21 protein-coding genes are annotated in these 22,607 nt (G+C 37.1%); 8 read left to right on the top strand and 13 right to left on the bottom strand.

What is annotated here, in order from left to right:
- The first annotated feature begins 109 nt into the window (after positions 1-109).
- The 5 genes from AB3I00_RS08370 to AB3I00_RS08350 all read left to right on the top strand — a co-directional run bounded on the left by AB3I00_RS08370 (position 110) and on the right by AB3I00_RS08350 (position 4,172).
- A complete protein-coding gene (locus tag AB3I00_RS08370; RefSeq protein WP_002339296.1) occupies positions 110-520 on the top strand; it encodes a VOC family protein in 411 nt (136 codons plus the stop codon).
- Positions 521-694: 174 nt separating this feature from the next.
- Positions 695-2,923, top strand: coding sequence for a DNA topoisomerase III (gene topB / locus AB3I00_RS08365; protein WP_368025043.1), 2,229 nt, complete (start codon positions 695-697; stop codon positions 2,921-2,923).
- Between the two features lie 171 nt (positions 2,924-3,094).
- Positions 3,095-3,379, top strand: coding sequence for a hypothetical protein (locus tag AB3I00_RS08360; RefSeq protein WP_002313773.1), 285 nt, complete (start codon positions 3,095-3,097; stop codon positions 3,377-3,379).
- A gap of 161 nt (positions 3,380-3,540) precedes the next feature.
- The gene (locus AB3I00_RS08355) at positions 3,541-3,777 is read left to right on the top strand and encodes an AbrB/MazE/SpoVT family DNA-binding domain-containing protein (protein WP_368025042.1); all 237 of its coding nucleotides are present in this window, start codon (positions 3,541-3,543) and stop codon (positions 3,775-3,777) included.
- Positions 3,774-4,172, top strand: coding sequence for a type II toxin-antitoxin system death-on-curing family toxin (locus tag AB3I00_RS08350; protein ID WP_368025041.1), 399 nt, complete (start codon positions 3,774-3,776; stop codon positions 4,170-4,172). The genes AB3I00_RS08355 and AB3I00_RS08350 overlap by 4 nt, the downstream gene beginning before the upstream one ends.
- A gap of 659 nt (positions 4,173-4,831) precedes the next feature.
- On the opposite strand, the gene AB3I00_RS08345 is transcribed toward AB3I00_RS08350, so the two are convergent.
- From AB3I00_RS08345 to AB3I00_RS08325, 5 genes are all read right to left on the bottom strand, one after another.
- Entirely contained in the window at positions 4,832-5,776 is a 945-nt protein-coding gene (locus AB3I00_RS08345; RefSeq protein WP_002329192.1) for an L-lactate dehydrogenase, read from the bottom strand.
- Between the two features lie 123 nt (positions 5,777-5,899).
- A complete protein-coding gene (locus tag AB3I00_RS08340) occupies positions 5,900-6,142 on the bottom strand; it encodes a hypothetical protein (RefSeq protein ID WP_002329193.1) in 243 nt (80 codons plus the stop codon).
- 25 nt (positions 6,143-6,167) lie between these two features.
- Positions 6,168-6,500, bottom strand: a complete 333-nt coding sequence (locus AB3I00_RS08335) for a hypothetical protein (protein ID WP_002309277.1) — start codon at positions 6,498-6,500, stop codon at positions 6,168-6,170.
- A 70-nt stretch (positions 6,501-6,570) separates the two neighbouring features.
- Entirely contained in the window at positions 6,571-6,813 is a 243-nt protein-coding gene (locus AB3I00_RS08330) for a hypothetical protein (protein ID WP_002339290.1), read from the bottom strand.
- 564 nt (positions 6,814-7,377) lie between these two features.
- Positions 7,378-8,322, bottom strand: a complete 945-nt coding sequence (locus AB3I00_RS08325) for an AraC family transcriptional regulator (RefSeq protein WP_024635189.1) — start codon at positions 8,320-8,322, stop codon at positions 7,378-7,380.
- 221 nt (positions 8,323-8,543) lie between these two features.
- Between AB3I00_RS08325 and AB3I00_RS08320 the strand changes: the two genes are divergently transcribed.
- Positions 8,544-9,758, top strand: coding sequence for an MFS transporter (locus AB3I00_RS08320; protein ID WP_181046589.1), 1,215 nt, complete (start codon positions 8,544-8,546; stop codon positions 9,756-9,758).
- A gap of 21 nt (positions 9,759-9,779) precedes the next feature.
- Entirely contained in the window at positions 9,780-11,795 is a 2,016-nt protein-coding gene (locus AB3I00_RS08315) for an alpha-rhamnosidase (RefSeq protein WP_368025040.1), read from the top strand.
- 82 nt (positions 11,796-11,877) lie between these two features.
- Here the strand turns inward: AB3I00_RS08315 and AB3I00_RS08310 are convergent, their stop codons facing one another.
- From AB3I00_RS08310 to AB3I00_RS08290, 5 genes are all read right to left on the bottom strand, one after another.
- Positions 11,878-13,251: a PTS ascorbate transporter subunit IIC gene (locus tag AB3I00_RS08310; protein WP_368025039.1), complete on the bottom strand. Its 1,374-nt coding sequence runs from the start codon at positions 13,249-13,251 to the stop codon at positions 11,878-11,880.
- Between the two features lie 25 nt (positions 13,252-13,276).
- Positions 13,277-13,561, bottom strand: a complete 285-nt coding sequence (locus AB3I00_RS08305; protein WP_002309270.1) for a PTS sugar transporter subunit IIB — start codon at positions 13,559-13,561, stop codon at positions 13,277-13,279.
- Between the two features lies 1 nt (position 13,562).
- Positions 13,563-15,578, bottom strand: coding sequence for a PTS sugar transporter subunit IIA (locus AB3I00_RS08300; protein WP_104764401.1), 2,016 nt, complete (start codon positions 15,576-15,578; stop codon positions 13,563-13,565).
- 162 nt (positions 15,579-15,740) lie between these two features.
- Entirely contained in the window at positions 15,741-16,046 is a 306-nt protein-coding gene (locus AB3I00_RS08295; RefSeq protein WP_104764402.1) for an rRNA processing protein, read from the bottom strand.
- A 96-nt stretch (positions 16,047-16,142) separates the two neighbouring features.
- Complete coding sequence (locus AB3I00_RS08290; RefSeq protein WP_002342205.1) at positions 16,143-17,174, bottom strand: Gfo/Idh/MocA family oxidoreductase; 1,032 nt, start codon at positions 17,172-17,174, stop codon at positions 16,143-16,145.
- 206 nt (positions 17,175-17,380) lie between these two features.
- Between AB3I00_RS08290 and AB3I00_RS08285 the strand changes: the two genes are divergently transcribed.
- Positions 17,381-18,256, top strand: a complete 876-nt coding sequence (locus AB3I00_RS08285; RefSeq protein WP_086286029.1) for a MurR/RpiR family transcriptional regulator — start codon at positions 17,381-17,383, stop codon at positions 18,254-18,256.
- Positions 18,257-18,377: 121 nt separating this feature from the next.
- Here AB3I00_RS08285 and AB3I00_RS08280 read toward each other — a convergent pair whose 3' ends face one another.
- The 3 genes from AB3I00_RS08280 to AB3I00_RS08270 form a co-directional block, all read right to left on the bottom strand.
- The gene (locus AB3I00_RS08280) at positions 18,378-19,220 is read right to left on the bottom strand and encodes a class C sortase (protein ID WP_002339284.1); all 843 of its coding nucleotides are present in this window, start codon (positions 19,218-19,220) and stop codon (positions 18,378-18,380) included.
- 91 nt (positions 19,221-19,311) lie between these two features.
- Entirely contained in the window at positions 19,312-21,189 is a 1,878-nt protein-coding gene (locus tag AB3I00_RS08275) for a SpaH/EbpB family LPXTG-anchored major pilin (protein WP_104764403.1), read from the bottom strand.
- On the bottom strand, positions 21,186-22,607 hold the full coding sequence (locus AB3I00_RS08270; RefSeq protein ID WP_070769904.1) for a SpaH/EbpB family LPXTG-anchored major pilin: 1,422 nt from the start codon (positions 22,605-22,607) through the stop codon (positions 21,186-21,188). The genes AB3I00_RS08275 and AB3I00_RS08270 overlap by 4 nt, the downstream gene beginning before the upstream one ends.

Raw genomic sequence — 22,607 nt, 5'->3', positions numbered from 1 at the left:
CATAAAAAAGATCAAGAAGACAAGGCTTTTGTCATGAATCAATCAAACGATTCACTCGTAAAAAACGCTTTCTTATGGTAGATTATAACCAAGAAAGGAGCTGTTTTCATTGGATATCTATCTGAACTTCAAAAATGAGTCTCGTGAAGCCATCGCTTTTTATGAAAAAGTTTTTGAGACTGAAGCATCAGGTATCACCACATACGGTGAAATGCCTGGAATAGAACAAATGAACTTGCCAGAAGAAGCAAAAAATCTAATCACGAATGCACGGTTGAACATTTATGATACATTAGTTATGTTTGCAGATACGCCAGAAGGAATCGGTCCTGAATTGATTGTTGGAAATAATGTTTCTTTAGTCATCCAAACAAGAAATGAAGAAGAAACGAAGCGTCTATTTGAAAGCTTAGCTGAGGGTGGTAAGATTGAGATGCCGCTGGATACTGTTCCGTGGGCTCAATTGTATGGGATGGTAACTGATCGATTTGGCATCAACTGGCAGATTAACCAAGAGTGACAGCTAAAGATGAATATTTTCTAGAAACATCAAGCAGCAAACGGAACATCGTTTGTTTGCTTGATGTTTTTTGTGCCTGTTTCGACTATACGGTATCTTTTTTTTATTGCCAGATGCGAAAATATGTTCCATAATAGAGAAGTCCGCAAAAAATCAAGTAACGGAGGTCAGAAGATGAAGACGGTGATACTAGCTGAAAAACCTTCACAAGCAAAAGCCTATGCCGAAACCTTCCAACAGCGAAAGCGGCATGAAGGGTATTATGAAATCAGCGATCCATTGTTTGCTGGTGAAGTAACCATCACTTATGGTTTTGGACATTTGGTAGATATGGTTGCTCCAGGAGCTTATGAAGAGCGTTGGGCAAAATGGTCGTTAGAAAATTTGCCTATTTTCCCAGAAACCTTCCGTTACGAAGTTCCAAGGGACAAACGTGCGCAATTTTCGATCGTAAAGCGAGAGTTACAGTCAGCCGATACCATTATTATTGCAACAGATGGTGATCGAGAAGGTGAAGCCATCGCGTGGTCGATTATTCGACAAGCAAACGCATTTTCTAAGGAAAAGAACTATTTACGTTTATGGATCAATTCTCTTGAAAAAGAAGCAATATATGAAGGTTTTAAGAATCTCCAACCTGGAAAGAACTATTTTCCAAAATATAAAGAAGCGCAAGCAAGGCAGAATGCTGATTGGCTGATTGGAATGAACGGAAGCCCATTATATAGCTTACTGCTTCAACGAAAAGGGATTGATGGTAGTTTTTCTCTTGGTCGTGTACAAACGCCGACACTCTACATGATTTATCAGCTGCAAGAAGAAATCAAACACTTCAAAAAAGAAACGTACTTTGAAGGAGAAGGTTTAATTACGACAAACAAAGGACAGTTTTCAGGAAAAATCGTACCAAAAAAAGCATTTAAAACACAAGAAGAGTTAACGAAGGAAATAGAGAAATTCGGAGCACATTTAGGTAAGCAAAACGGAAGGATTCTTGAAGTTACGAAAAAGGAAAAGAGGTTGCATAGCCCACGTTTATTTTCGCTATCTAGTTTGCAGACAAAGATGAATCAGCTAATGAAAGCAAGTGCTAAAGCCACACTTGATGCTGCTCAAGGATTGTATGAAAGCAAATTTCTAAGCTATCCAAGAACGGATTCCTTTTACATCACAGAAAATGAGCATCAGTATCTGGTTAAACATCTGCAAAACTATAAAAAGTTTTTAGGAATAGAAGAAGTACAGACAACTGAGATCAGAGCAAAGAAACGGTATGTCGATGCGAAAAAAGTTCAAGAACATCACGCAATCATTCCGACAAAGACGATTCCGACTCCTGCACGCTTTGCGAAGCTATCTAAATTACAGCAAGCAATCTATTTGCAAGTCTTACGTACCACTGTGGCTATGTTTGCCGCAGATTATATTTATGAAGAGACGACTGTAATGACCGGTGTACAGCAATTAAAGCTAAAAAGTATCGGAAAGATCCCATTACAGCAAGGGTGGCAGGAAATCTTGCGCATCAAGTCAAAAAAGAAAGAAGCTCAGACTCTTCCTCCTATCGTAGAAAATGAAGAAGCAGAAGTAGAGCTGAAAAGTATGGAGAAAGAAACACAACCTCCGAAACCCTATACCGAAGGAACCTTAATCACAGCAATGAAAACTGCGGGAAAAACGCTGGATAATGATGAAGCGCAAGAAATCCTCAAAGAAGTAGAAGGAATAGGGACCGAAGCTACGCGGGCCAATATCATTGAAAATCTTAAGCAGAAACATTACATCGAAGTCAATAAAAACGAAATAATCGTTACGCCAAAAGGAATCACTCTTTGTAAGGCAGTAGCTAATGAACCATTGCTGACAAGTGCAGAAATGACTGCACGCTGGGAAGGATACTTGAGAAAAATTGGTAACCAAGAAGGGACGCCATCTGTTTTTTTAGAAAACATCAAAAAATTCATCTTACATTTATTGGCAGAAGTACCTAATCAAATCGATAAGGTAGATTTCTCAGATGAGATCAGCGGAACACGCCAGATAAAAGCGATGGAGAAGAAAAACGATCAATTAGGAAGATGTCCAAAATGTAAAAAAGGGATAGTCATGCTTTATCCTAAAATCGCTACATGCTTGAACCCAGAATGTGACTTCAAATTGTGGCCAACAGTAGCTAAAAAGAAGCTGACTAAAACAAATCTCAGAGATTTGCTTTCAAAAGGAAAGACAAGTAAAGTTGTCAAAGGTTTTACTGGTAAAAAAGGGAAATTCGATGCAGTTTTAGTATTAAAAGAAGATATGACGATCGGTTTTTCTTTTCCATGGATCGAAAACAGCGGAACAAAAGCAGTTGATAGAAACAAAGAAACATCAAGAAAAAATAATGAAAACGAAGTAGAGTAAATGAAAACAATGAAATAGCAGAATATTTATTCCGAAAAGTGAGAATATAAATACCAATAAAACTAAAAAATATCAGTCAATCAAGCAAAAAAAGTTAGGGTAGGCTGATTTTATATAGATAGCAAGGAGTTTTTTTATTTGAAAAAAGTGCATTCATTTTTAAATTATCTTATGGGAGCAATCACGATTGTGGCTGTGTACCAAGCATTTCTAAAGTATCCTGATTACGGGACGAAGTTGTTGTCATTGACGCACAATCAAACAGCATATTCACCAACGTTGATTTTATCGACTTTGACTGCAGGAGCTAAAAGCGCTACTTATTTTTTTCATAAAACGACAAGCATGCTGAAGCGAAAGAAACAGCGTAAACAATTATTGATGGTGGTAGGGGCTATGATCATTATTTATTTCCTACCAGTTATTACGCAAGTATTCCATCAATATTTTGGTTAAGAATACGAGAGTTTGTGACAAAAGTCATGTCACAAACTTTTTTTACTTTTTCTTTGTCGTTTTTTCGTAAGAAAAAGCAAATCAATAGTATATACATTGATTAAATGTATATACTTAGATATAATGTACTTACTATAGAACGGTATAGAGGGTGGCGAAATATGAAAAAAATAAAAAAGTATAAAATTAGAAAATCCGGCAATAGCGATGTAACAACTATCCCACCAGAAGTAAAAGAATTCATGGGTGTGCAGACGGGTGACGCAATCAGTTATGTTTTTCAATCTGATGGTTCTGTACGAATGATCAAAGCACAAGAAGAACCTGATATTGATTCATTAGTTGATTCGATCATGAATCAATATGAAGACGCGTTAAAAGATTTGGTTGATTTATGAGGTATCTTTCGACTAAAGAAATTATCAAAATCAACGCAAAAGTTATTTTACGTTACTCACCAGGCGAAATGATTGGTGTAAAAGATGCCAATGTATTAGATATGGCTGTTAAACAGCCTTCACAAGCAGTATTTAATCAAGAACTCTATCCCGAAGTCTATGAAAAAGCGGCAATTCTAGCAATTAATTTAGCTAAAAAACATCCTTTTCATAATGGTAATAAACGAACTGCTCTTGTTGCCATGCTGTTGTTTCTTCAATTGAATAATTGTTCAGTTGCTTTTTCTCGTCAAGAAGCTGTTGATTTTATCATAATGATTACCACTAGTTCGTTGGATTTCGATTCACTGAAGTCCAAGATAACCAATTATTTACGACAAACCGCAATAAAATGAACAAATTAAAAACTTTATTTCTCAATTAGATCAGCATGTCATTAAAGAATATGCTGATTTTTTGTATGGTTGTTCATACAAAAAAGTTTTTTCATAAAAATATGGATTAATTTTGAAATAATTGATTTAAAAGGAATACAAAAGTGTGAATAGTAGGAAATAGTGGTTTAGAACTAGTGGATTGATTTTTTATATATTTTAGTTTACATAATATATATTATACAAAGTAGTTTTAAAAAATAATAAGCCTCTCTCGAACGGTTTTTTATTAAAAATCGTCGTTTTTCCATCAAAATCTACTTGTGCAAAATTATAAAAAAATTTTGCAGTTTTTCTTACTTTTTCAGCGTTTAATTAAATGATAAAAACCATTTTCTTTATACAGTTAATCAGATTACGACTCACTGTATTTATGTTTGCCATCACTGAAGGATTTTTAATCACATAGATAAATCATTTACTTAAGTTTTAGTTGTCATTGATATCGATTCGATTATTTAATCAGCAGATTACATTTCATACTTATGGATCATTTTCGACCGAATCGATTATAATCATTCCGTTTATTTGCTTACCTATAGATATCAATAAAAAACCTGCTTAACAGCTGAAATATCTGTTAAGCAGGTTTTGATTTTTTAGTTCTTACTCATTATCTCTTATAATACAGTGTTCAATACTTCTCTTAAAGCACTTGTTGATTTGCTGAACATTGCTTTTTCTTCTTCGTTGATGGACAATTCAACAACTTCACGAACGCCATTTTCGTCAACGATTGATGGCACACCTGTAAAGATATCTTTTTCGTTGTATTCACCAGTTAAGTAAGCAGATACAGGCAATACAGCTTGTTCGTTATTCAAGATAGCTTTTACGATACGTGCAGTACTCATACCAATACCATAATAAGTTGCTTTTTTACGATCAATGATCTCATAAGCAGCATTACGAACTTTATCAGCAATTACATCTAATTCGTCTTTTGCGATACGATGATCTTTTTCTACAATTTCAAAAACTGGTTTACCACCAACAGTTGTATGTGACCATGCAGCAACTTCTGAATCACCATGTTCACCTAAGATATAGCCGTGAACGCTACGTGGGTCTACTTTTAATTTCAATGCGATTTCTTTACGGAAACGAGTTGTATCCAATGTTGTACCAGTACCGATAACACGTGATGTTGGCAGGCCTGACTCGTTCCAAGCGATATATGTCAAAATATCCACTGGATTTGAAGCAACAACGATAATTCCGTCGAATCCTGATCCCATGATTTCTTTGACGATTTGGCGCATGATTGACGCATTTGTCTTAACTAAATCTAAACGAGATTGGCCAGGTTTTTGGTTGATACCAGCTGTGATAACAACGATATCTGCATCTTTACATTCTTCATAACCGCCTGACCATACAGCAACGTTTTCATCGCCCCAAGCCATACCATCTAAAAGATCCAGTGCTTCCCCTTCTGCTTTTTCTTGGTTCACATCGATCAAGACTAATTCATTAGAGATTCCTTGGTTGATCATTGCATAAGCGATACTTGTTCCAACAAAACCTGTACCGACGATTACTACTTTACGACTTGTTTTTTTCATGAATAAACAGCTCCTTTTTCATAACTATTTGTTACTTTCATGGAAATTATAGTCTTGTTTATTCATTTTATCAATATGTTAATTATAATAGCTGTTATTATAATTTTTGATGGAAACGAATTCCTAAATACGTACAACAGATAACTGATAAACGATTACACCCATGTACCCTGCCAACACAACTAAAAGTACTAACGCTATCACTAATGGAGCTACTTTAGCTCCACCTTTATCAAAGCTATACTTTTTCCTTGTACGCTTTAGAACTGAAAATAAAACCAAGCCAAAAATAATTAACCATAATAAAAAGCCAATCGCACCTAAAATCAATATCCCTTCATTTACGATTGAAATTCCTATATCCATTTGCTCTGCTCCCTCATTGTCCCATCTAAAGTTTTGTTTTGTTATAAACGTTTTTCTTTACTTTGTCCGTATCAGTCAATCCTTTTTCATAATTTTCTTGGATCGTTTTCTTTTGTATTTTATAGGATGCAGCTAACTGTCTTTTAAATCGGCGTTTGTTTTTTCGTATACTGGTGCCTTTTAGATATTCATAGAACTGTTTGACGATAAAAATGAACAGATAGACGGCAAAAAACGTGGACAATCCGTATCGGATGAGATACATAGCAACGAAGGTGGCAAAAATACCAGTTCCTTCATTTTGTGCTAAGACAGCAAATTCGCTTAAAAAAGTTATGATAAATGCAAAATTTCCCATGCTTCACCTCATTGTAAATAGTAAATAGTTGCCGTATCATCCTTTGATTTCTTTAAAGAGATAGAAAATATCACTTACGATAGTTTTTATATTGCTGCTGCTTCTGAAAACCCTTATTACCAGGTGCGTTACTCTTCGTACTTGAACTTGCGGACATCTTTTTGCTCAACAGAACAGTTAATAGAATCACGAAAAAAAGAGCACCTAATAACACAAAACGATACTTAGACAAGTACATAGCGAACGCAGAAAATAAATCAGTTTGTCCAACAACGCTGTAAGCAGCTAAACCACTTAACCAAGCCTTTACCATTTTCATCTCCTCCTCCCTTCTTCAATCACATTATCTAAAGGATACAATAAAAGAAGTTTAAAAAAGGAACTGCTTTTTCTTGTTTATGAAAAAACTGTTCCTTCTATATGTTTATTGGAAGATAAGAAATGAGTACACTAGTATCGGATATACCTTATGATATGTGCCAAACAAAAGTCTATCTGTCTGACTAACCTATTGAAATGAGTGAATATTATGAAGAATAAGTCCAATGGTTCATCTTGGATAAAGTATGTCTTTTTGAGTGTCCTCTATTTTTTTCTGCCACGTGTCCAATTAACAATGGATTCCCATCTATGGACGCTAATCTTCCAAGTTAGAAAGATCAGCGTATCTATCATCACTGTATGCTTACTAGTGAGTATTTATCAAATGAAGAGAAGGCAAAAGTGGAAACAGCCACTACTAAAACATCTATTTATAGCAACTTATCTCCTATATGGTGCCATCAACTTTTTCCTTCTTCTCTTGATTGAGTTTAGTTAATACGCGGTTAAGACTTTGAATAGTCTTACCTGTTTTTTACATGTCAGACTGTTCTTCTTATCGGGTGTTTCTCCATTCATTGGGTGTACATGTTGAATACTTTTTGAATAATTTGAATAAAGAAGTGGTTTGTTTATATCCGATGCGATTAGCAATCTCTTCCAACGAAAAACTCGTTTCTTGAATCAATTCCAATGCAAAGTCAAATTTTTTTTGTAGAACCAATTCTTGAAAAGAAGCATCAAAATACATTTTCAATTTATTACTAAGGTAGACCGGATTGTAGCCAAAATGAGCCGCTGTTTCTTTTAATGTACAAGAAGTAAAATGCTTATCGATATAATCCAATATACCAAGCATCTCGTTTTCTGCGTATCCATCTGCTGACGAAAAGGTTTGCTGTTCTAATAAATGAGTCAATTCGATTAGTAGTAGTGATATATATAGGTTTAGTGAACGGATTTTATGACTGTATGTATCAAAATAAATCAACAGCATATTTTCAATCAAATGCGTCAAACGACTCGCTTTTCCGCCATGAAAATGAATGAATTGCGTATGTTCTCCCTTTTCTTTTGCCGCATTGATCAAAAAAGAAGAAAGCAGATTATTGGTGCTTGCCAAATGGTTCAATATTTCTGTAGATAAGGTCTCTTCCTTTAATAAGATGTTGATTAAAATATCCTCTTGACCTGTGTATTCAATTCTTTGAGTAGCTTCTTTATCAATGATTACCACGTCACTTTCTTCCATATCCACTCTTTCTCCATTGATGACCTGTGAACATCTTCCGCTATACATATAATTGATTTCAACAAAATCATGTGTATGCTCAGGAACTTCCGCATATCGACGGTGTTTACTGATATGAATATTTCCGTTTTGAAATAAATCTCCTCGGTGGATTTTTGGTGGTGTCTGAAGATGATAAGCTAAGTTTAAGTCATTGACATTCTTTCCTTGTTCACGCTGCAGAGTTTCGATTGATTCTTCATTACGCAAAAAAGTGTCTAATTCAGCTAGTTCCAATTGACTTCCTCCTTCTTGTAAGCAGTTTCTTTCGCTTATTAGTTTACGCTGTACTGCAATTATATGCAAAGCTATTTTGGTTTTCACAAAGACTTTCTATGGTTGGGACATGAATTTCCTGTGGTTCCGCTATTGAGTGAAGAGCTACTTCATACTATATTTTTGATAAGCGCTTACAAAAAAGTGAAAGGAATATGTGTATGAATAAAAAAATGATGAAATTTTCTCTACTGTCAGTCTCTCTTATTTTGACTTCTGCTGGTGCGGTCACATCAGCGATTCCCAGTATGTCAGCTACTTATGCCTCGCGTTCTTTATCTGCTGTTGAATTATTAACGACTGCTCCATCTTTTATGGTCACTATTTTCGTTTTGTTTAGTAGTTTTATTGCTAGGAGAATCGGACAAAAACAGACTGTGATCATCGGGTTAGTGATTGCATCGATTTGTGGTGTCCTCCCCCTCTTCTCGCAAAGTTACAGTATCGTCTTAGCTTCACGAGCTGGGCTAGGCATTGGCTTCGGATTGATCAATTCTTTGGCAGTCAGCATGATTGCTGCCTTTTATCACGGAGATGAACGTGCATCTATGATTGGTTTTCAAAGTGCATTTCAGGGATTTGGTGCAGCTCTAATGACATTTGTTGCAGGACAACTAGTACAGTTCGGCTGGCAATATACTTTTTTAGTCTACGCCATCAGCTTACCTATTTTAATCTTGTTTGTTTTGTTTGTTCCTAGACCTGAAACAACTGAGATTCAAGTAAAAGGCACAGCTTCAGCAAGACAAGTAATCAAAACAAATCCCAAAATGATTAGTTATGGTATTTTTCTCTTACTGATCATCGTGGTATATAATGCTGTCTCAATCAAATTAGCCACAGTCTTGACGACCTATTCTCTAGGAGACGAAACCAATGCAGCGAATATCTTGACCATCATGCAGTTGGCAAGTATGGCCGCCGGAGTTTGTTTTGGCTGGCTTCAGGCAAAAGCACATCGTTATATGCTTACTCTTTCTTTACTACTGATGGGTATTGGCTTTGTATTGATTGCCAGTGCCATGAATCTGTATGTGATTGGATTTGGCGCGATTTTAACTGGGATTTCTTTTTCGTTATTCATTCCTTATTTATTCAACCAAGTGAGTATCCAAGCGCCTAAGCATGCGGAGAGTTTCAATACTTCGATCTTACTAGTTGGCGCTAATTTAGGCACTTTCATTGCACCATATGGTTTGCTTTTTCTCTCTTTTGTTTCTCTTGGAAGTAAGACACTTGCTGTTTTCGTTAATGGCAGTATCTTGCTGTTGATTAGCGCGCTTGTTAGCGTTCTAGTGGTATACAGGACGAATAGAAAGACAGTGATAAGAGTAGATGAAGAAATAAAAGAACAATTGACAACAAAATAATTTTGATGGAGGTCGCGCAAAATGACAAATGAAAAATCACAAAATAGATGGCTTTGGTATCCTGGAGACTTTGAGATCCGCCATGGACTGCTACAAAATTTCCAACGAGAAGAACGAGGTTTCGACTGGCCGGCGTACTGGTACATGGTTGATTGTCATCGGAATGTCAAGTTTAAGAGATATTACTTTCTTGATCATCCTTCCATGTTCAAAGTGACGATCCAAGGAGTTGGGTACGTAGAAATTAATGGGCAAAAGCATCCATGTGGAAAATGGCTGACTTGTCCGGCTGGTAAAGTAAAAATCCGGATCTTCGTTGGACATACATCTGGGCTACCAGCGATGTTTATCGAGGGAGATGAAATAAAATCAGATATCGGCTGGACAGCAAGCAACTTTATTGAAGAATACCCAGCTGGCTGGAGTCCACTCTATGTCGATATCGCTAAAGATCCAAATCAAATCTATTATCAAAAAGAATGTGTCCATCCAGTTACTGAAACGGAGGTTAATGGAGGAGTCTTATTCGATTTTGGACGAGCAGTGAATGGCTGTGTAGAACTAATATCTCTGGACGATCCTATCGAATCCATCACTCTATGTTATGGAGAGTCCGATGTAGAAGCTATGGATATCGAGTATTGTTACTATAAACAAATTGGAATGACAAGAAAAATGAAAGCTCGTAAACGCGCTTTTCGCTATTTGTTTATACCGGAGGTTTCTACTGGAATGGTTCAACTTCAAGTTTTTCATGAATTTTTATCTCTTTCGAAACAAGCTACTTTTTCAAGCGATTCTTCTTTATTGAATCAGATCTGGTCAGTATCAGAAGAAACTTTCAAGTTATGTAGTGATTTGTTTTTTATCGACGGTATCAAACGAGACCGCTGGATTTGGTCTGGAGATGCGTATCAATCATTTATGATCAATCAATATCTTTTCTTTGACGAGGAAATCAATAAGCGAACGATATTCGCATTAAGAGGACAAAATGAAATCAAGCAACATATGAATACGATTGTCGACTATTCGATCTTATGGCTGATTGGCATCGAAAACCACTATATGATGACGAAAGACTGCGAATTTTTACGTATTGTCTATCCTAAGATGCAATCATTGATGAGGTACTTGATGGAACAAACGAATGAATTAGGGTTTATTTATGGAAGAGCAAAAGATTGGATCTTTATTGATTGGTCTGAAATGGATAAAGAAGGAACGCTTGCTGCAGAACAAGTTCTATTACTGAAAGCCTACCACTCTATGATCACTTGCGGAAATATCTTAGCTGAAACATATGGAGAGGCTGAAATTTATCCTACTGATCTCTATCAAGAAAAATACCAGGTATTGAAACAAAACCTATTTGACTACTTTTGGGATGAAGAACTTGGCGCTTTTATCGATTGCTATGAATCTGGGAGAAGAAATGTGACGCGTCATGCGAATATTTTCGCTGTTTTATTCGATTTTGCTAACAAAGAACAACAGCAATCGATTTTAAAGAATGTCTTGTTGAATGACTCGATCACACAGATCACTACCCCCTATTTTAAATTCTATGAACAAGATGCCTTATGCAAACTCGGACAGACGGAAATCGTCTACCAAACGATTCTTGATTATTGGGGAGGGATGTTATCTCATGATGCGGTAACTTTCTGGGAAGAATACGACCCTACTCAAACAGGAAATGAAAAGTACAGTATGTATGGAGATCCTTATGGAAAAAGCTTATGCCATGCATGGGGAGCAAGCCCAATCTATCTTTTAGGACGCTATTTTATCGGTTTGTATCCAACAAAGCCAGGTTATGAAGAATTTATGATACAACCTAATCTAGATTCATTTGAAACACTGAATTGTACGCTACCTATCAAAGATGGAATGATTTCGCTGGAAAAAACAGAAGATAAGATCGTGATTACTTCTGATAGAACAGGCGGAACAGTGAAAATGAATGGTAAAAGTTATCCTCTTCTAGCAAAACAGCCACTTGCCTTAACAATCCATTCAAAAATAAATGCATAAAACAAAAAACTGCTTGCGACATATCAGAAAACATTCGATCGTCTTCTGATATTGTCCAAGCAGTTTTTATTTTGAAGCTTGCTTAATTCTGTTCTTTAGAAACAATGTTTGTTCTTTTTCCGGCAAAAAGAAAGCTAGATAATACGACAAGTAAAAAGAAAACGATGATTCCGACTGTCAATGCCATTTGACCGTATTCTCCTAGTTTTCCAAGTACAAGTCCTGGTACTAGATAATCAGTATCGGCAAATGTAGAAGAAGCGATTTTAAGATCTCCTAATACCGGAAGGATAAATAATGGCAACCAACTAATCAATAAGCTATTGAAAGCAGAACCTAATACCGCCCCTCTTCTACCGCCAGTCGAGTTGCCGAAAACACCAGAAGCAGCTCCGCAAAAGAAATGGCCAACTACTCCAGGGATGATGACTGTAGTCTGCAAGCCTATCATGGCAAACATCGATAGCGTTCCTACAAAGAAGCTGACAAAAAAGCCAATCAATACAGCATTAGGTGCATATGGAAAAACGATAGGGACATCTAACGCTGGTTTAGAATCAGGTACAAGCTTTTTAGCGATTCCTTGGAATGCTGGAACGATTTCTGCCAACACCATCCGAACCCCTTGAAGGACGATAACAAACCCTGCTGTAAATGTTCCAGCTTGGATCAATGCAAAGATTACAGCATTATCTCCATTGCTTAATTCTCTTTCAACAAATCCAGGACCTGCTAATAAGGCAAGTGCGACATATACGATTGACATCAAGAGCATGATCGATACAGTAGAATCTCGCAAAAAACTGAAACTTTTAGGAATCTTTATGTCCTCTGTAGAGCGGTCTTTATTTCCAAAGAACTTACCGATCCACCCGCTAGACGCATAACCGATATTGCCGGTATGCCCCAGCGCAACTTGGTTGTTCCCAGTAATGTTCTTCATGAATGGTTGACAAAGAGCGGGCGTAATAGTTAATAGTGTTCCTTCAAAAATCCCTCCTAATAAGATCATCCACACGTTTGCAGTAAATCCAGCGCTTACTAAAATGACTGCTGTCAGACAAGAAACATAAAGCATCGCTTGACCTGTAAGAAAAATAAATTTATATCTTGTGAATCGAGCAAGTAGAATATTCACGATCATCCCTACTAGCATGATCAAGGCAGTAGGTGTGCCGAATTGTTGTAAAGCAATCGCCACTACTGCTTCATTACTTGGAACTACACCTTGGGTATGCAGAGCCGTTTGGAACATCGAAGCGAAAGGGGTTAATGAATTACTGATCAGTCCAGCGCCGCCAATCAATACTAAGAATCCGACAAATGTTTTGATGGTTCCTTGGATCACTTCTGAAAATTTCTTTTTTTGCAGAACAAGCCCAAGCAGTGCAATCAGAGAAACGAGGATGGAGGGCTGACTGACGATTGAAACAAACAAATTCAACAATTTATCCATTGATATTTCCTCCCTTGAATCATTTTTATTCTTTTGACAAGATCTGTTCTACTTTTTCTTTTACTTCATCACTGTCGATGATCGATTGCAACGGCACGAGTTTTTCATCCGGTATAGAAGTAAGTGTATCTTTCAAAGAATGTTCAATGAAGAAATAATCCGCCATATCGCTAGATACACTCCCAACATCCGTATGACTTACTTCGAAATCGTCCACATCTGCTCCAAGATCTGCAAGAGCTTGTTTGATGTTCATCTCTACCATAAAACTTGTTCCTAATCCACTTTGACACACTGCAAAAATTTTCATGTTATTCGTCTCCCTTTTTTATGATTGCTAGTATTTCTTCTTTTGTTGAGGCTTGTAATAGTTCTTGAAGATTTTGTTTATTAGAAAGTAGCTTGGTTAAATTTGCCAACGCCCGAAGATGTGCCTCGTTATCGATAGCGGCTAAACAGATAAATAAGCTGATGGGATGAGCAGGATCATCGATTAGATCAACTGGTTGTTGAAGTTTCAGCAAAGACATCCCTACTTCGTTTACACCGTCTTCCGGACGAGCATGCGGCAGTGCGATGTGGTCGCCGATGTGGATAAACGCACCATACTGCTCCACACGTTCAATCATCGCTTTGATATAACTCTCCTCTATTTTATTCTTTAATAATAGTGGTTGTGCGGCAAGTGTGATTGCTTCTTGCCATTTTTTTGGTTGATCGGATAATTGGATCATTTCTTCTGTTAATAATTCAGATAGCATAGGACGTTGATCCTCCTTCTTTTCTAAAAGTTTGTTCATTTTACGATTTAAGACTTGATAGAGCTTTTCTTCATCTACACCTTCTTTTAATTCGATATATGGAAGTAGCGCAGCTAGCAATTCTTGAGCAGAAGGCATGGAGAATCCTGGTATCAGCCAATCTCTTTGTACTTGATTGATCAGCTGGTTTTTTTCCAAGTCAGTCATGATTGGTTGTAGGACATACAGTGACTTTTTCTTATTCGTAAGCGTGAGAGGCACAGTAGAAAAAACGATATCGTAAGAAGTTTCATCAACCTCGTGCAAGCGATCAGCTGAATTGGTCTCTGTAAAAAGGATCATCGGGAATAATTGCTGAAGCTCGCTTTTCAAGATCAATGAAGAGCTAATGCCACTTGGACAGACGATCACGGCTCTTATTTTTCTGTTTCTTTCTTCTTCATCTACTTTTCTTATTTCTCCGCCGAATAGTATAGTGAAAAAACCAACCTCTTCTTCAGGGATGCTCTTCCCTATCCGTTTTTCTAACGGGCGCAATGCTTTTCTTGTCATTTCATAGATGGAAGCATATTGATGTTTGATTTGATCAATCATCACATTTGGCAAGTAAAAAGAATAAGAGATACGAAAATAGGCAGGTACCAAGTGATAAAAGACATTCATCAATAATTCACGAAATGAATCAAATTCTACGGCCATCAGGAATTCCATGCGATGGATGACTTCTGAAGAACATTCCAGCAAAAAATCAAGCGCAGGCTCCTGGATATCTCCTTCAACAATGGAGGCTAAGCAAAGAGAGAGAAATAGAATCTCTGACTCTAGATGTTCGGAATAGCCTAAGCCAGTCAATATTTGTCGGCTGATGTCATTAATCGCAAGAGAAGCTAAAAGTTCAGCATCTTTTACCTTTTCTACAGATATTTTCCCCATTCGATTAGTGGTCAAGCTTAAATAATACGCTAACTCATCCATTCGATTGGGTGCAAAGCGTAGATCTGATAGAGAGATTGTGTTATCTAACAAATCTCTAGCTTTTGCATAACAATCAAGAGAGAGCATTGCGGTTAAATACGTGAGACCAAATCTTCCAGCAAGCGATTGCATTAAATGAGCGGTGCGATTTTTTGCTTCCCTTCTCAATATCACTTCTGACCCCAGTAGCCTAAAGCCTGCTTTTCTAGTATATGTCAGCTGACATTCTTCCCCTTCTAATTCCTTTCTTACTTTTTTGATATCCGATAGGACTGTTCCTTTAGAAACCTGAAGAAAGTCTTGAAAATGAAATACAGAAATAGGTATGGTATTCGAATAGACCATCAAATAAAGAAGATCTCTACGCTCTTGTTCGGCATACACCGCTTCAAAGCGAGTGATATTCACGTATTTTTCTGCCCAGTCGATTGCTCGAAATTTTTTCAGATGGATAAGGGTCTCATCCATATATTCGGCAAAGGGAGTTAGTTGGTTGATTGCCTCGTCTATATTTACTTCGATGATTTCGGCTGCTTTTTCTAGACTGATTTCTCTGGGTGTTTTCAGGAGATAACTAATTTTGTAGTTCACAGCGCTGTTCACCTCCTATTTGTATTCTAGTATGATACCGCTTTTAAATCGAGGGTTGTTTGGTACAACCTACAGTTAGATTTTTTTTACGACTGTACCAAACGACCTCTATCGGGTTACAGAAAAAAAGCAGGTGACCAAATGGCTCCCTGCTTTTATGAATTAATGATGATCGTGTTTATTTTTTGAAGTCAGTTCTTCAAATTTTTCTTTGACCTCTTCAACCGCTTTTTCGATATCTTTTTCAAAGCGATTAGGTTCGTTAGGCTCTGATTCTTCTTCTACAGAATTGGAACCGGATAAAGCTGTTTCTTTGTTTTCTGTTTCACCGGAGTTTGTGCCAGCTAATGATTCTTCTTTATCTTCTGTTTCACCAGAATTAGTACCTGCTAAAGCTACTTCATCTTCCGTTTTAGGGGCCATTGAACCTCTTAATCGTTTGTGTTTTTCACCATCATAATTTGTCATATTGGTTCCTCCTAGTAATTCTATACTTTTTCATCGTACAATAAGACAGTTTGTGCGTCAAAAAACAAACCCGATTCTTACAAATATGTCATGTTTTCATCTTTTATTTTCTGATTCTTGAATGCCTTTGATTCCTTCTTCCAAAATTTTCATCTGTAAGATTGTTTCTTCATCTTTAATGACTTTTTCTGCGCCATTGACTAATGTCTCGTAAATGCCTTCGTAGACGCGACTGTAATCACCGACCTCGGAAATCACTTTTTCTTCATGATAATCCCCTTGTTCATCTATATAAGTCAATACACCGTAGTGCTCAGGCAAGTCGATCCCAAAGTCTTCATGATCAGGCATATAAAACATTTTAAGATGTTCTTCTTGCCGATCTTTCGTTTGTTTCACGAACATCCCCTTTTTTCCATAAACGACGAAACTCGGACGTTCTTTGACACGGAAATAGCTGGATTTTATCGAAATTTTCATGTTTCCGTAGAAAAAGTCCAGATCGAAGTAATCATTCATTCGTCCTTTCCCTAATAGTTGACGAACATCATAACGGATATCGTCTGGTTCGCCGAAATAAGAAAGAACTTGGTCTACTGTATGACAAGCATGTCCATATAAATAGCTGTTTGCAGTAGAAAATTCATGTGTATTTTCTGGTACTTCTGGTCTGAAATAATCGTAATGCATTTCTACTTCTAAAATATCCCCTAATTTTCCGCTTTCGATTACTTTTTGGACTGTCAAGAAGTCAGAATCGAACCGTCTGTTTTGGTAACATTGGATAAATAGCCCTTTTTCTTTTGCTAATGCAAATAACTCTTCTGCTTCCTTTGACGTTTCTGCAAAAGGTTTTTCTACTAATACATTCTTTCCATGTTCGAGTGCCATTTTTCCATATTCATAATGAAATTGACTTGGCGTAGTAATGACAACTAATTGGATCTCAGGATCATTCCAAAGATCAGACAGCTGATCGGTATATTCGATGTCTTCAAATGTTTCCCACACTGGTTTAGATGGGGAAAAAATTTTTTTGATATTGATTTTGTCCGTAAGTTTTCTTGAAAATGGCAAATGATAGCGATTTGTACTCTTTCCATTGCCGAGATAAGCGATTGTAAGCATGATTTGTGCCTCCTTTTATTGTTGTTTTCAGTATATCTTAGAAAAATATAGAAAGTGTCTATAATAGCCATTCTGGCAAAAAAGTTCAGAAAAACATTTGTTATCATTTGGTTTGGTGAAATTTATGTTCAAAGTAAGGTAAAAAATCAAAAAGAGAGTGGCGGAACCAAGCATTTATCAGTAAGATAGAATTTGGAGGTCAGATCATGCTTATTGAAGAAAAATTAACCAAACAAGAGTTGTTTACCACGACAGAGAAACGGATCGCTGATTATATTCGGAGGAATATCGAAGCCGCAGTCTACATGACGATTGAAGAATTAGCAAAAGCTACGTATACTTCCCATTCAGCTATTATTCGTTTATGCAAAAAAATGGGCTTCAGCGGATTTAAAGAATTTCGTTTCGAACTAGGACGGGAAGTTCATCAATTGATTGCCCAGTTTAATCAAACGGTCGATCCTAATTTTCCTTTTTCAAGTGAAGATAACACACAGCAAATTGCAAAGAAAATGGCAGATTTGTCGATCCAGTCAATAAAAAAAGCGCAATTGCAGATCGAGCATCAAGATTTGGATAACATCAGTAAAATATTGAACAACGCACAGCGAATTTTTCTTTTTGCAAAAGGCGATTCCCAAATCACGGCAAGGAAGTTCCAGAATAAAATGGTCAAGTTGAATAAATTTTTGATCTTGGCCGAAGAATACAGCGATTCTTCTTGGAATGCAGCCAATTTGACTAGCGAGGATTGCGCAGTTTTTATTAGCTACAGCGGTCGTATCCATCATTATGAACGGATAATGACCTATCTAAAGCATGTAGGAGCTCCAACATTATTGATTACCGGAAATCAGCATTCAGAAATGGCCAAACAGGCTGATATGTGTCTTGTTATATCGCAGGAGGAATATGATTTTGCTAAAGTAGCGACTTTCTCCTCTCAAATTGCCTTCGATTACGTATTAAATACGTTATTCTCAGTGATATATTCTCAAAATTTTGAAGAGAATATCCGCAACTTGAAAAACAAACAAGAATTGATGCAAAAAGGCCTTCTTAAAGAATATCGGAAAAATTGAGACAAGCTTTCTTTGATATCGTTATACATATAAACTGGCTGAAGTTTTCTTTTTCAAACTTCAGCCAGTTTATTTGTTTACGCATTGCTTTGAATACATCTATCATAGAAAAGAGACACAGTTACCTTCTGTTTCTTATTTTAAATGTTTGCCGAAAAAGATAAATAAGAAACAGAAAAATCAGTATACTTATAGCTATCAATCCATACAGGAAGAAACGTTTGTTCTCAGATACTTTCTGTACTTCTTTCTGCACTTCTTTTGCATGATAAGGAACGCGATGCCCTCTGACAAGTAAGCGATGACTGTTGATCATATAAGGTGTACAAGTCAGTAGTGTCACGAAATCCTTTCCTTTTTCGATTCTCAGGTCTTTTGTATCAGTTGGTTCTACCGTCTTTATCTGATCGACTTGATAAGCAAGTGTCTGTCCGTTGATCTCGATATAGAAAGAATCACCTAAAGTCAGTTTTGGCAAGTCAGTGAACAACTTTGCTTGAGGCAGTCCCCGATGACTGGAAATAACGGCATGTGTACTTTCTCCCCCAGTAGGATAAGATGTCCCTTCCAATAACGAAGCGCCTTTTTCTAGCAGCACGGTATTTGTTTCGTCAAAAATCGGTAAATGGACATTGATTTCAGGAATCGTCAGAACGCCGATCGTATGTTTTTCAAAATAGGTTTTGTCTGTTTTCACTGGTTCCTTTTTCTTAGTAAAGGGATCAACACCGGGATTTCCTCCTTTTTTTGCTAATTGCTGGTTTTTCTTTGTCATGTCTTTTTGGATTTTGGCCATGACTGCTTCATTTTCTTTTACTGCTTGTTGCTGATAATGAGAGATGATTTGCTGATCCAGGTAGTTATTCAGCGCATCGCTAACGAATGGATAAGCCAAGACGCCTATCCCTGACAGAAGCAGAAGGATCATTAGCAGGTCTAGATAGTTCCTTTTCTTTTGTTTCATTTGTGTTCTCCTTGTGCTGACTAGTTGTTAATAAAAGAAAAAGGAGCAATTGCGTAAGCCACTGCTCCTCTTTCTAATTCATGTACAAAGATTAAATCTGACTATGCTTGCGTCTAGCAAAGTACAATCCAGCAATCAATAGAAGGATCACTCCTGCACCAATATAAAGATAGATTCCCTTACCACCTGTTGAAGGAAGTGTACCTTTGTGTTTATTTGGTATTTTTTCAGGAGAAATCAACTGTCCTGCTGTTGCGTAAGATTGTTCATCGACAGTAAATGCTACGCGGTTTGCCAATGGAACATAATTTTCTGGTGCTTTCGTTTCTTCCAGATAGTACGTGCCGTATTTGAGACCTGTCACATCAACTAAACCGTTGTTTGTGGTTGTAAAAACTGTTGCTGATTCTTTCGTCGAAACCCAGTTGACGGCTTTTGTAGATGGGTCGATCGACAAATAGTTGGCTGTGTCACTCTCTTGATCACGAACGACGAATTCTGCTCCAGCAAGTGTTTGATCTGATGAAACATCACCATCTACTTTGACAAATCGTTTGCCGCCAGTAACGACATCGACTGACGGTGGCGTTTGATCATTTGTATGTCCGTTATCGACATTTGCTTGGTTAGAAAACCCTTTTGTTGGATCTGCTTTTTCGTTCAAATGCATATAGTAAACAAATTTCAGCGTACCACCAGGAGTGAGTGAAGGAATATAATTCGAGCCAACTGAAACCGTGAATCCGTTTGTTTGTTCAGTGACAGAATAATTTGTTGGATCGATTTCTTTATCCCCATCATACAAGACATACGCATACGTTCCTGAAGTTTCATGATCAAATGTCAAAGCAGCGTCATGAGTATCAATGAGTTTGAATGTCGTGTACTTGTTTTGTGTTCCTTCTTTATCAGCGATACCTAAAGGAATGTTGACAGAGATCTCATATTGGATTTTTTCTCCGATTGCGACATCTTTTCCATTCAATTGTGGAGTTGTCTTATCGACTTTGGACGTATCATTTTTGATTGTCTTTTCTACAGGAGTTTGACTATTTGCCAAGATCTCAAACGGCGTGTTTGTTTGATTATCAATCATTTCTGCATTATCAGGAGCTTTTACTTCTTCTAAATTATATTTTCCAACCTCTAAATGATTGACGATCAATTGACCTTTTTCAATCGTTGCCTCGGCAAAGTCATTGTTGCCGATATCATAAGAATGACCAGTAATGAAATGTTTGGCTTTCGTTTGATCCGTTGTCCAAGTGTACAATCCATCTGTGACGCTTTGGATATATTTTTTGACGCTTGGTGTTCCTTCTTCTTTAGAAATAATGAATGCTGCACCGTTTAGTGCTTCGTTTTCGGCAGTACCGACTTTGGTCACTTTCAATGTTCCATCATTACCAACTATATTTTTAGGATAGAGATGGATAGTGTCCAATTCTTCTGTCCCGTATTTATAAGAGCCATCTGCTTGTTTGATCATCTCGTATACAGGAAAAGCGAGCACCATGTTTGTGGCAGCTGTCACTCCGTCTTTTGGTTCCTCTTTGATTGTGTAGACTGCATCTTTCCCATTTTGTTTTTTAGGTAAAGATAAAGTCACATTTCCATCCGCATCTGTCGTTCCTGATGCAATTGGTGTACCAGGAGTCAAAGATTGGACTGCTTGTTTTGCTGCATCCACCGACGCTCCTTTCTCCCGTTGCGCATAAAATTCTGTAGTGACGTTATAAACGGAAAATGAAATATCGGCTAATCCTTGGTATTGATCGAATTCACTCATTTCTTTCCCACTGTTTTGAATCAAAGGATCGGGTAAATCAGTCATTTTCTTTTTATGGAGAATGACTTGAGCTGCTGTATCCTCCGCAAACACTCTTTTTGCGCCGAAGCTACTTGTGATTAATGGTAAAATAAGAAAAAGTGCACCTAATATAATGCTTATTTTTTTATGATTTTTCATTTTGTCACTCCTGTTCTTTTTTTAATAAACAACCATATTGCAAGGCTTGCGAACACCATGCCAACAACGACTAGAAGGATGTTTTTCGTTTCGTTTGTTTTAGGAAGAAATGGACGACTATTTTCTTTTTTGTTGACTACTTTCAATCTACCGACAGTCTCTTTCTCCTCAGAGAGGCTAGTTGAAATGGTAAACGGAATTTCTGTTTCACTTAAAATATAACCAGATGGTGCTTTGATCTCTTTTAACCAGTAATCTCCTGTTTTCAACCCGATAATTGAAAAAGCGCCATTTTTATCGGAGGTCAGGTGAAGCGCATCTGATTCATTACTTGTCCACTTGTATCCGTTGGCTGTTCGTTGCAGGTAATTTCCTGCTTTGTTTTTAATAAGGAATACTGCGCCAGCTAATCGTTTGTTTGGTTTATTTGTCTCGATTTTGACAAATTGCTTACTCCCTGTATATACAGAGACTTTCTTTGTGCTGATACCAAAACCAAAATCTAGTGTTCCGTTGTTATTGATTTCCTTGTTCGCCTGAGCTGTACTGTTTAGCTGCATCTGATAAGAAATGGTCAGGTTTTTTCCAGCATATTTTTCTAGCGAAGGAATCGAAAATGCAATTTCAAATCCGTGTGGTTTCGTGTGTATGACAAATCCTTCGGATAGCTTTTGTCCATTCGATGACATCGTTAGACTATTAGGTAAAAACGTTAATGCTCCATCCGCACTATCTGATAATACGAATTTTTGATAGTCTAAGATATTCATAGGGATCGTCGTGTGCAAGGAATAAGTGACTTTGTCACCAATCGTAAAATTATCCCTCGTTTCTTCTAATACCTTTTCAAAAGGAGGATCAGGGTAGTTATTTTCTTCATTTTTAGGATACAAATGGATAGATGAAAGTTCTTGATCGTTTTGTCCATATACAGGTAGAACAACTACCATGTTCTCTGCTTTTTCTTTGACGACTTCTGGTGCTTTGGATTCAAAAAAAAGATACGCTTTCTCTCTTTTTTTATGATCTTTGGCAGGTAGAGAAAAAGAAGCAATACCATCTTCGTTGTTCAGAGTTGCGGTTGTTGCTTCTGCGATAAACGTGCCAGAAGACTTACCGTTTTTTGCGATCTCTGTTTGTGCTTCCTCTACTGTTTTCCCCTTTTCTCGTAAATGGTAAAAAGATTCTGTGACATCATAAACTTGAAATGTGACTCCATTCAATCCCCGATACGTTTGCAATAACTCTTTTTCTTGTCCGTCACTTGGCTGGTTTTCCGGTAGTTGGCCATTTGGAAACAGTAATTTGTGCAAAGTGATCTGGACCATATCTGGTTCTGTTGCTGTTACTGCCTGAGTAAAAGCAGGTTTAAACAGTAATAAGAAGAGACACATACTAAGCCAACCAAGTTTTTTCAT

Origin of the sequence: Enterococcus sp. C76 (genome assembly GCF_040886985.1) — a bacterium.
In the GTDB taxonomy this organism is placed as follows: domain Bacteria; phylum Bacillota; class Bacilli; order Lactobacillales; family Enterococcaceae; genus Enterococcus_B; species Enterococcus_B lactis.
The sequence above is the reverse complement of the archived record's forward strand: the minus strand, read 5'-3'. Positions and strand labels throughout refer to the sequence as shown.

Coding starts and splice junctions, on each gene's coding strand:
- topB (WP_368025043.1), top strand. CDS start 695: ATGAAGACGGTGATACTAGCTGAAAAACCTTCACAAGCAAAAGCCTAT.
- AB3I00_RS08360 (WP_002313773.1), top strand. CDS start 3,095: ATGGGAGCAATCACGATTGTGGCTGTGTACCAAGCATTTCTAAAGTAT.
- AB3I00_RS08355 (WP_368025042.1), top strand. CDS start 3,541: ATGAAAAAAATAAAAAAGTATAAAATTAGAAAATCCGGCAATAGCGAT.
- AB3I00_RS08350 (WP_368025041.1), top strand. CDS start 3,774: ATGAGGTATCTTTCGACTAAAGAAATTATCAAAATCAACGCAAAAGTT.
- AB3I00_RS08345 (WP_002329192.1), bottom strand. CDS start 5,776: ATGAAAAAAACAAGTCGTAAAGTAGTAATCGTCGGTACAGGTTTTGTT.
- AB3I00_RS08340 (WP_002329193.1), bottom strand. CDS start 6,142: ATGGATATAGGAATTTCAATCGTAAATGAAGGGATATTGATTTTAGGT.
- AB3I00_RS08335 (WP_002309277.1), bottom strand. CDS start 6,500: ATGGGAAATTTTGCATTTATCATAACTTTTTTAAGCGAATTTGCTGTC.
- AB3I00_RS08330 (WP_002339290.1), bottom strand. CDS start 6,813: ATGGTAAAGGCTTGGTTAAGTGGTTTAGCTGCTTACAGCGTTGTTGGA.
- AB3I00_RS08320 (WP_181046589.1), top strand. CDS start 8,544: ATGTGTATGAATAAAAAAATGATGAAATTTTCTCTACTGTCAGTCTCT.
- AB3I00_RS08315 (WP_368025040.1), top strand. CDS start 9,780: ATGACAAATGAAAAATCACAAAATAGATGGCTTTGGTATCCTGGAGAC.
- AB3I00_RS08310 (WP_368025039.1), bottom strand. CDS start 13,251: ATGGATAAATTGTTGAATTTGTTTGTTTCAATCGTCAGTCAGCCCTCC.
- AB3I00_RS08305 (WP_002309270.1), bottom strand. CDS start 13,561: ATGAAAATTTTTGCAGTGTGTCAAAGTGGATTAGGAACAAGTTTTATG.
- AB3I00_RS08295 (WP_104764402.1), bottom strand. CDS start 16,046: ATGACAAATTATGATGGTGAAAAACACAAACGATTAAGAGGTTCAATG.
- AB3I00_RS08290 (WP_002342205.1), bottom strand. CDS start 17,174: ATGCTTACAATCGCTTATCTCGGCAATGGAAAGAGTACAAATCGCTAT.
- AB3I00_RS08285 (WP_086286029.1), top strand. CDS start 17,381: ATGCTTATTGAAGAAAAATTAACCAAACAAGAGTTGTTTACCACGACA.
- AB3I00_RS08280 (WP_002339284.1), bottom strand. CDS start 19,220: ATGAAACAAAAGAAAAGGAACTATCTAGACCTGCTAATGATCCTTCTG.
- AB3I00_RS08275 (WP_104764403.1), bottom strand. CDS start 21,189: ATGAAAAATCATAAAAAAATAAGCATTATATTAGGTGCACTTTTTCTT.
- AB3I00_RS08270 (WP_070769904.1), bottom strand. CDS start 22,607: ATGAAAAAACTTGGTTGGCTTAGTATGTGTCTCTTCTTATTACTGTTT.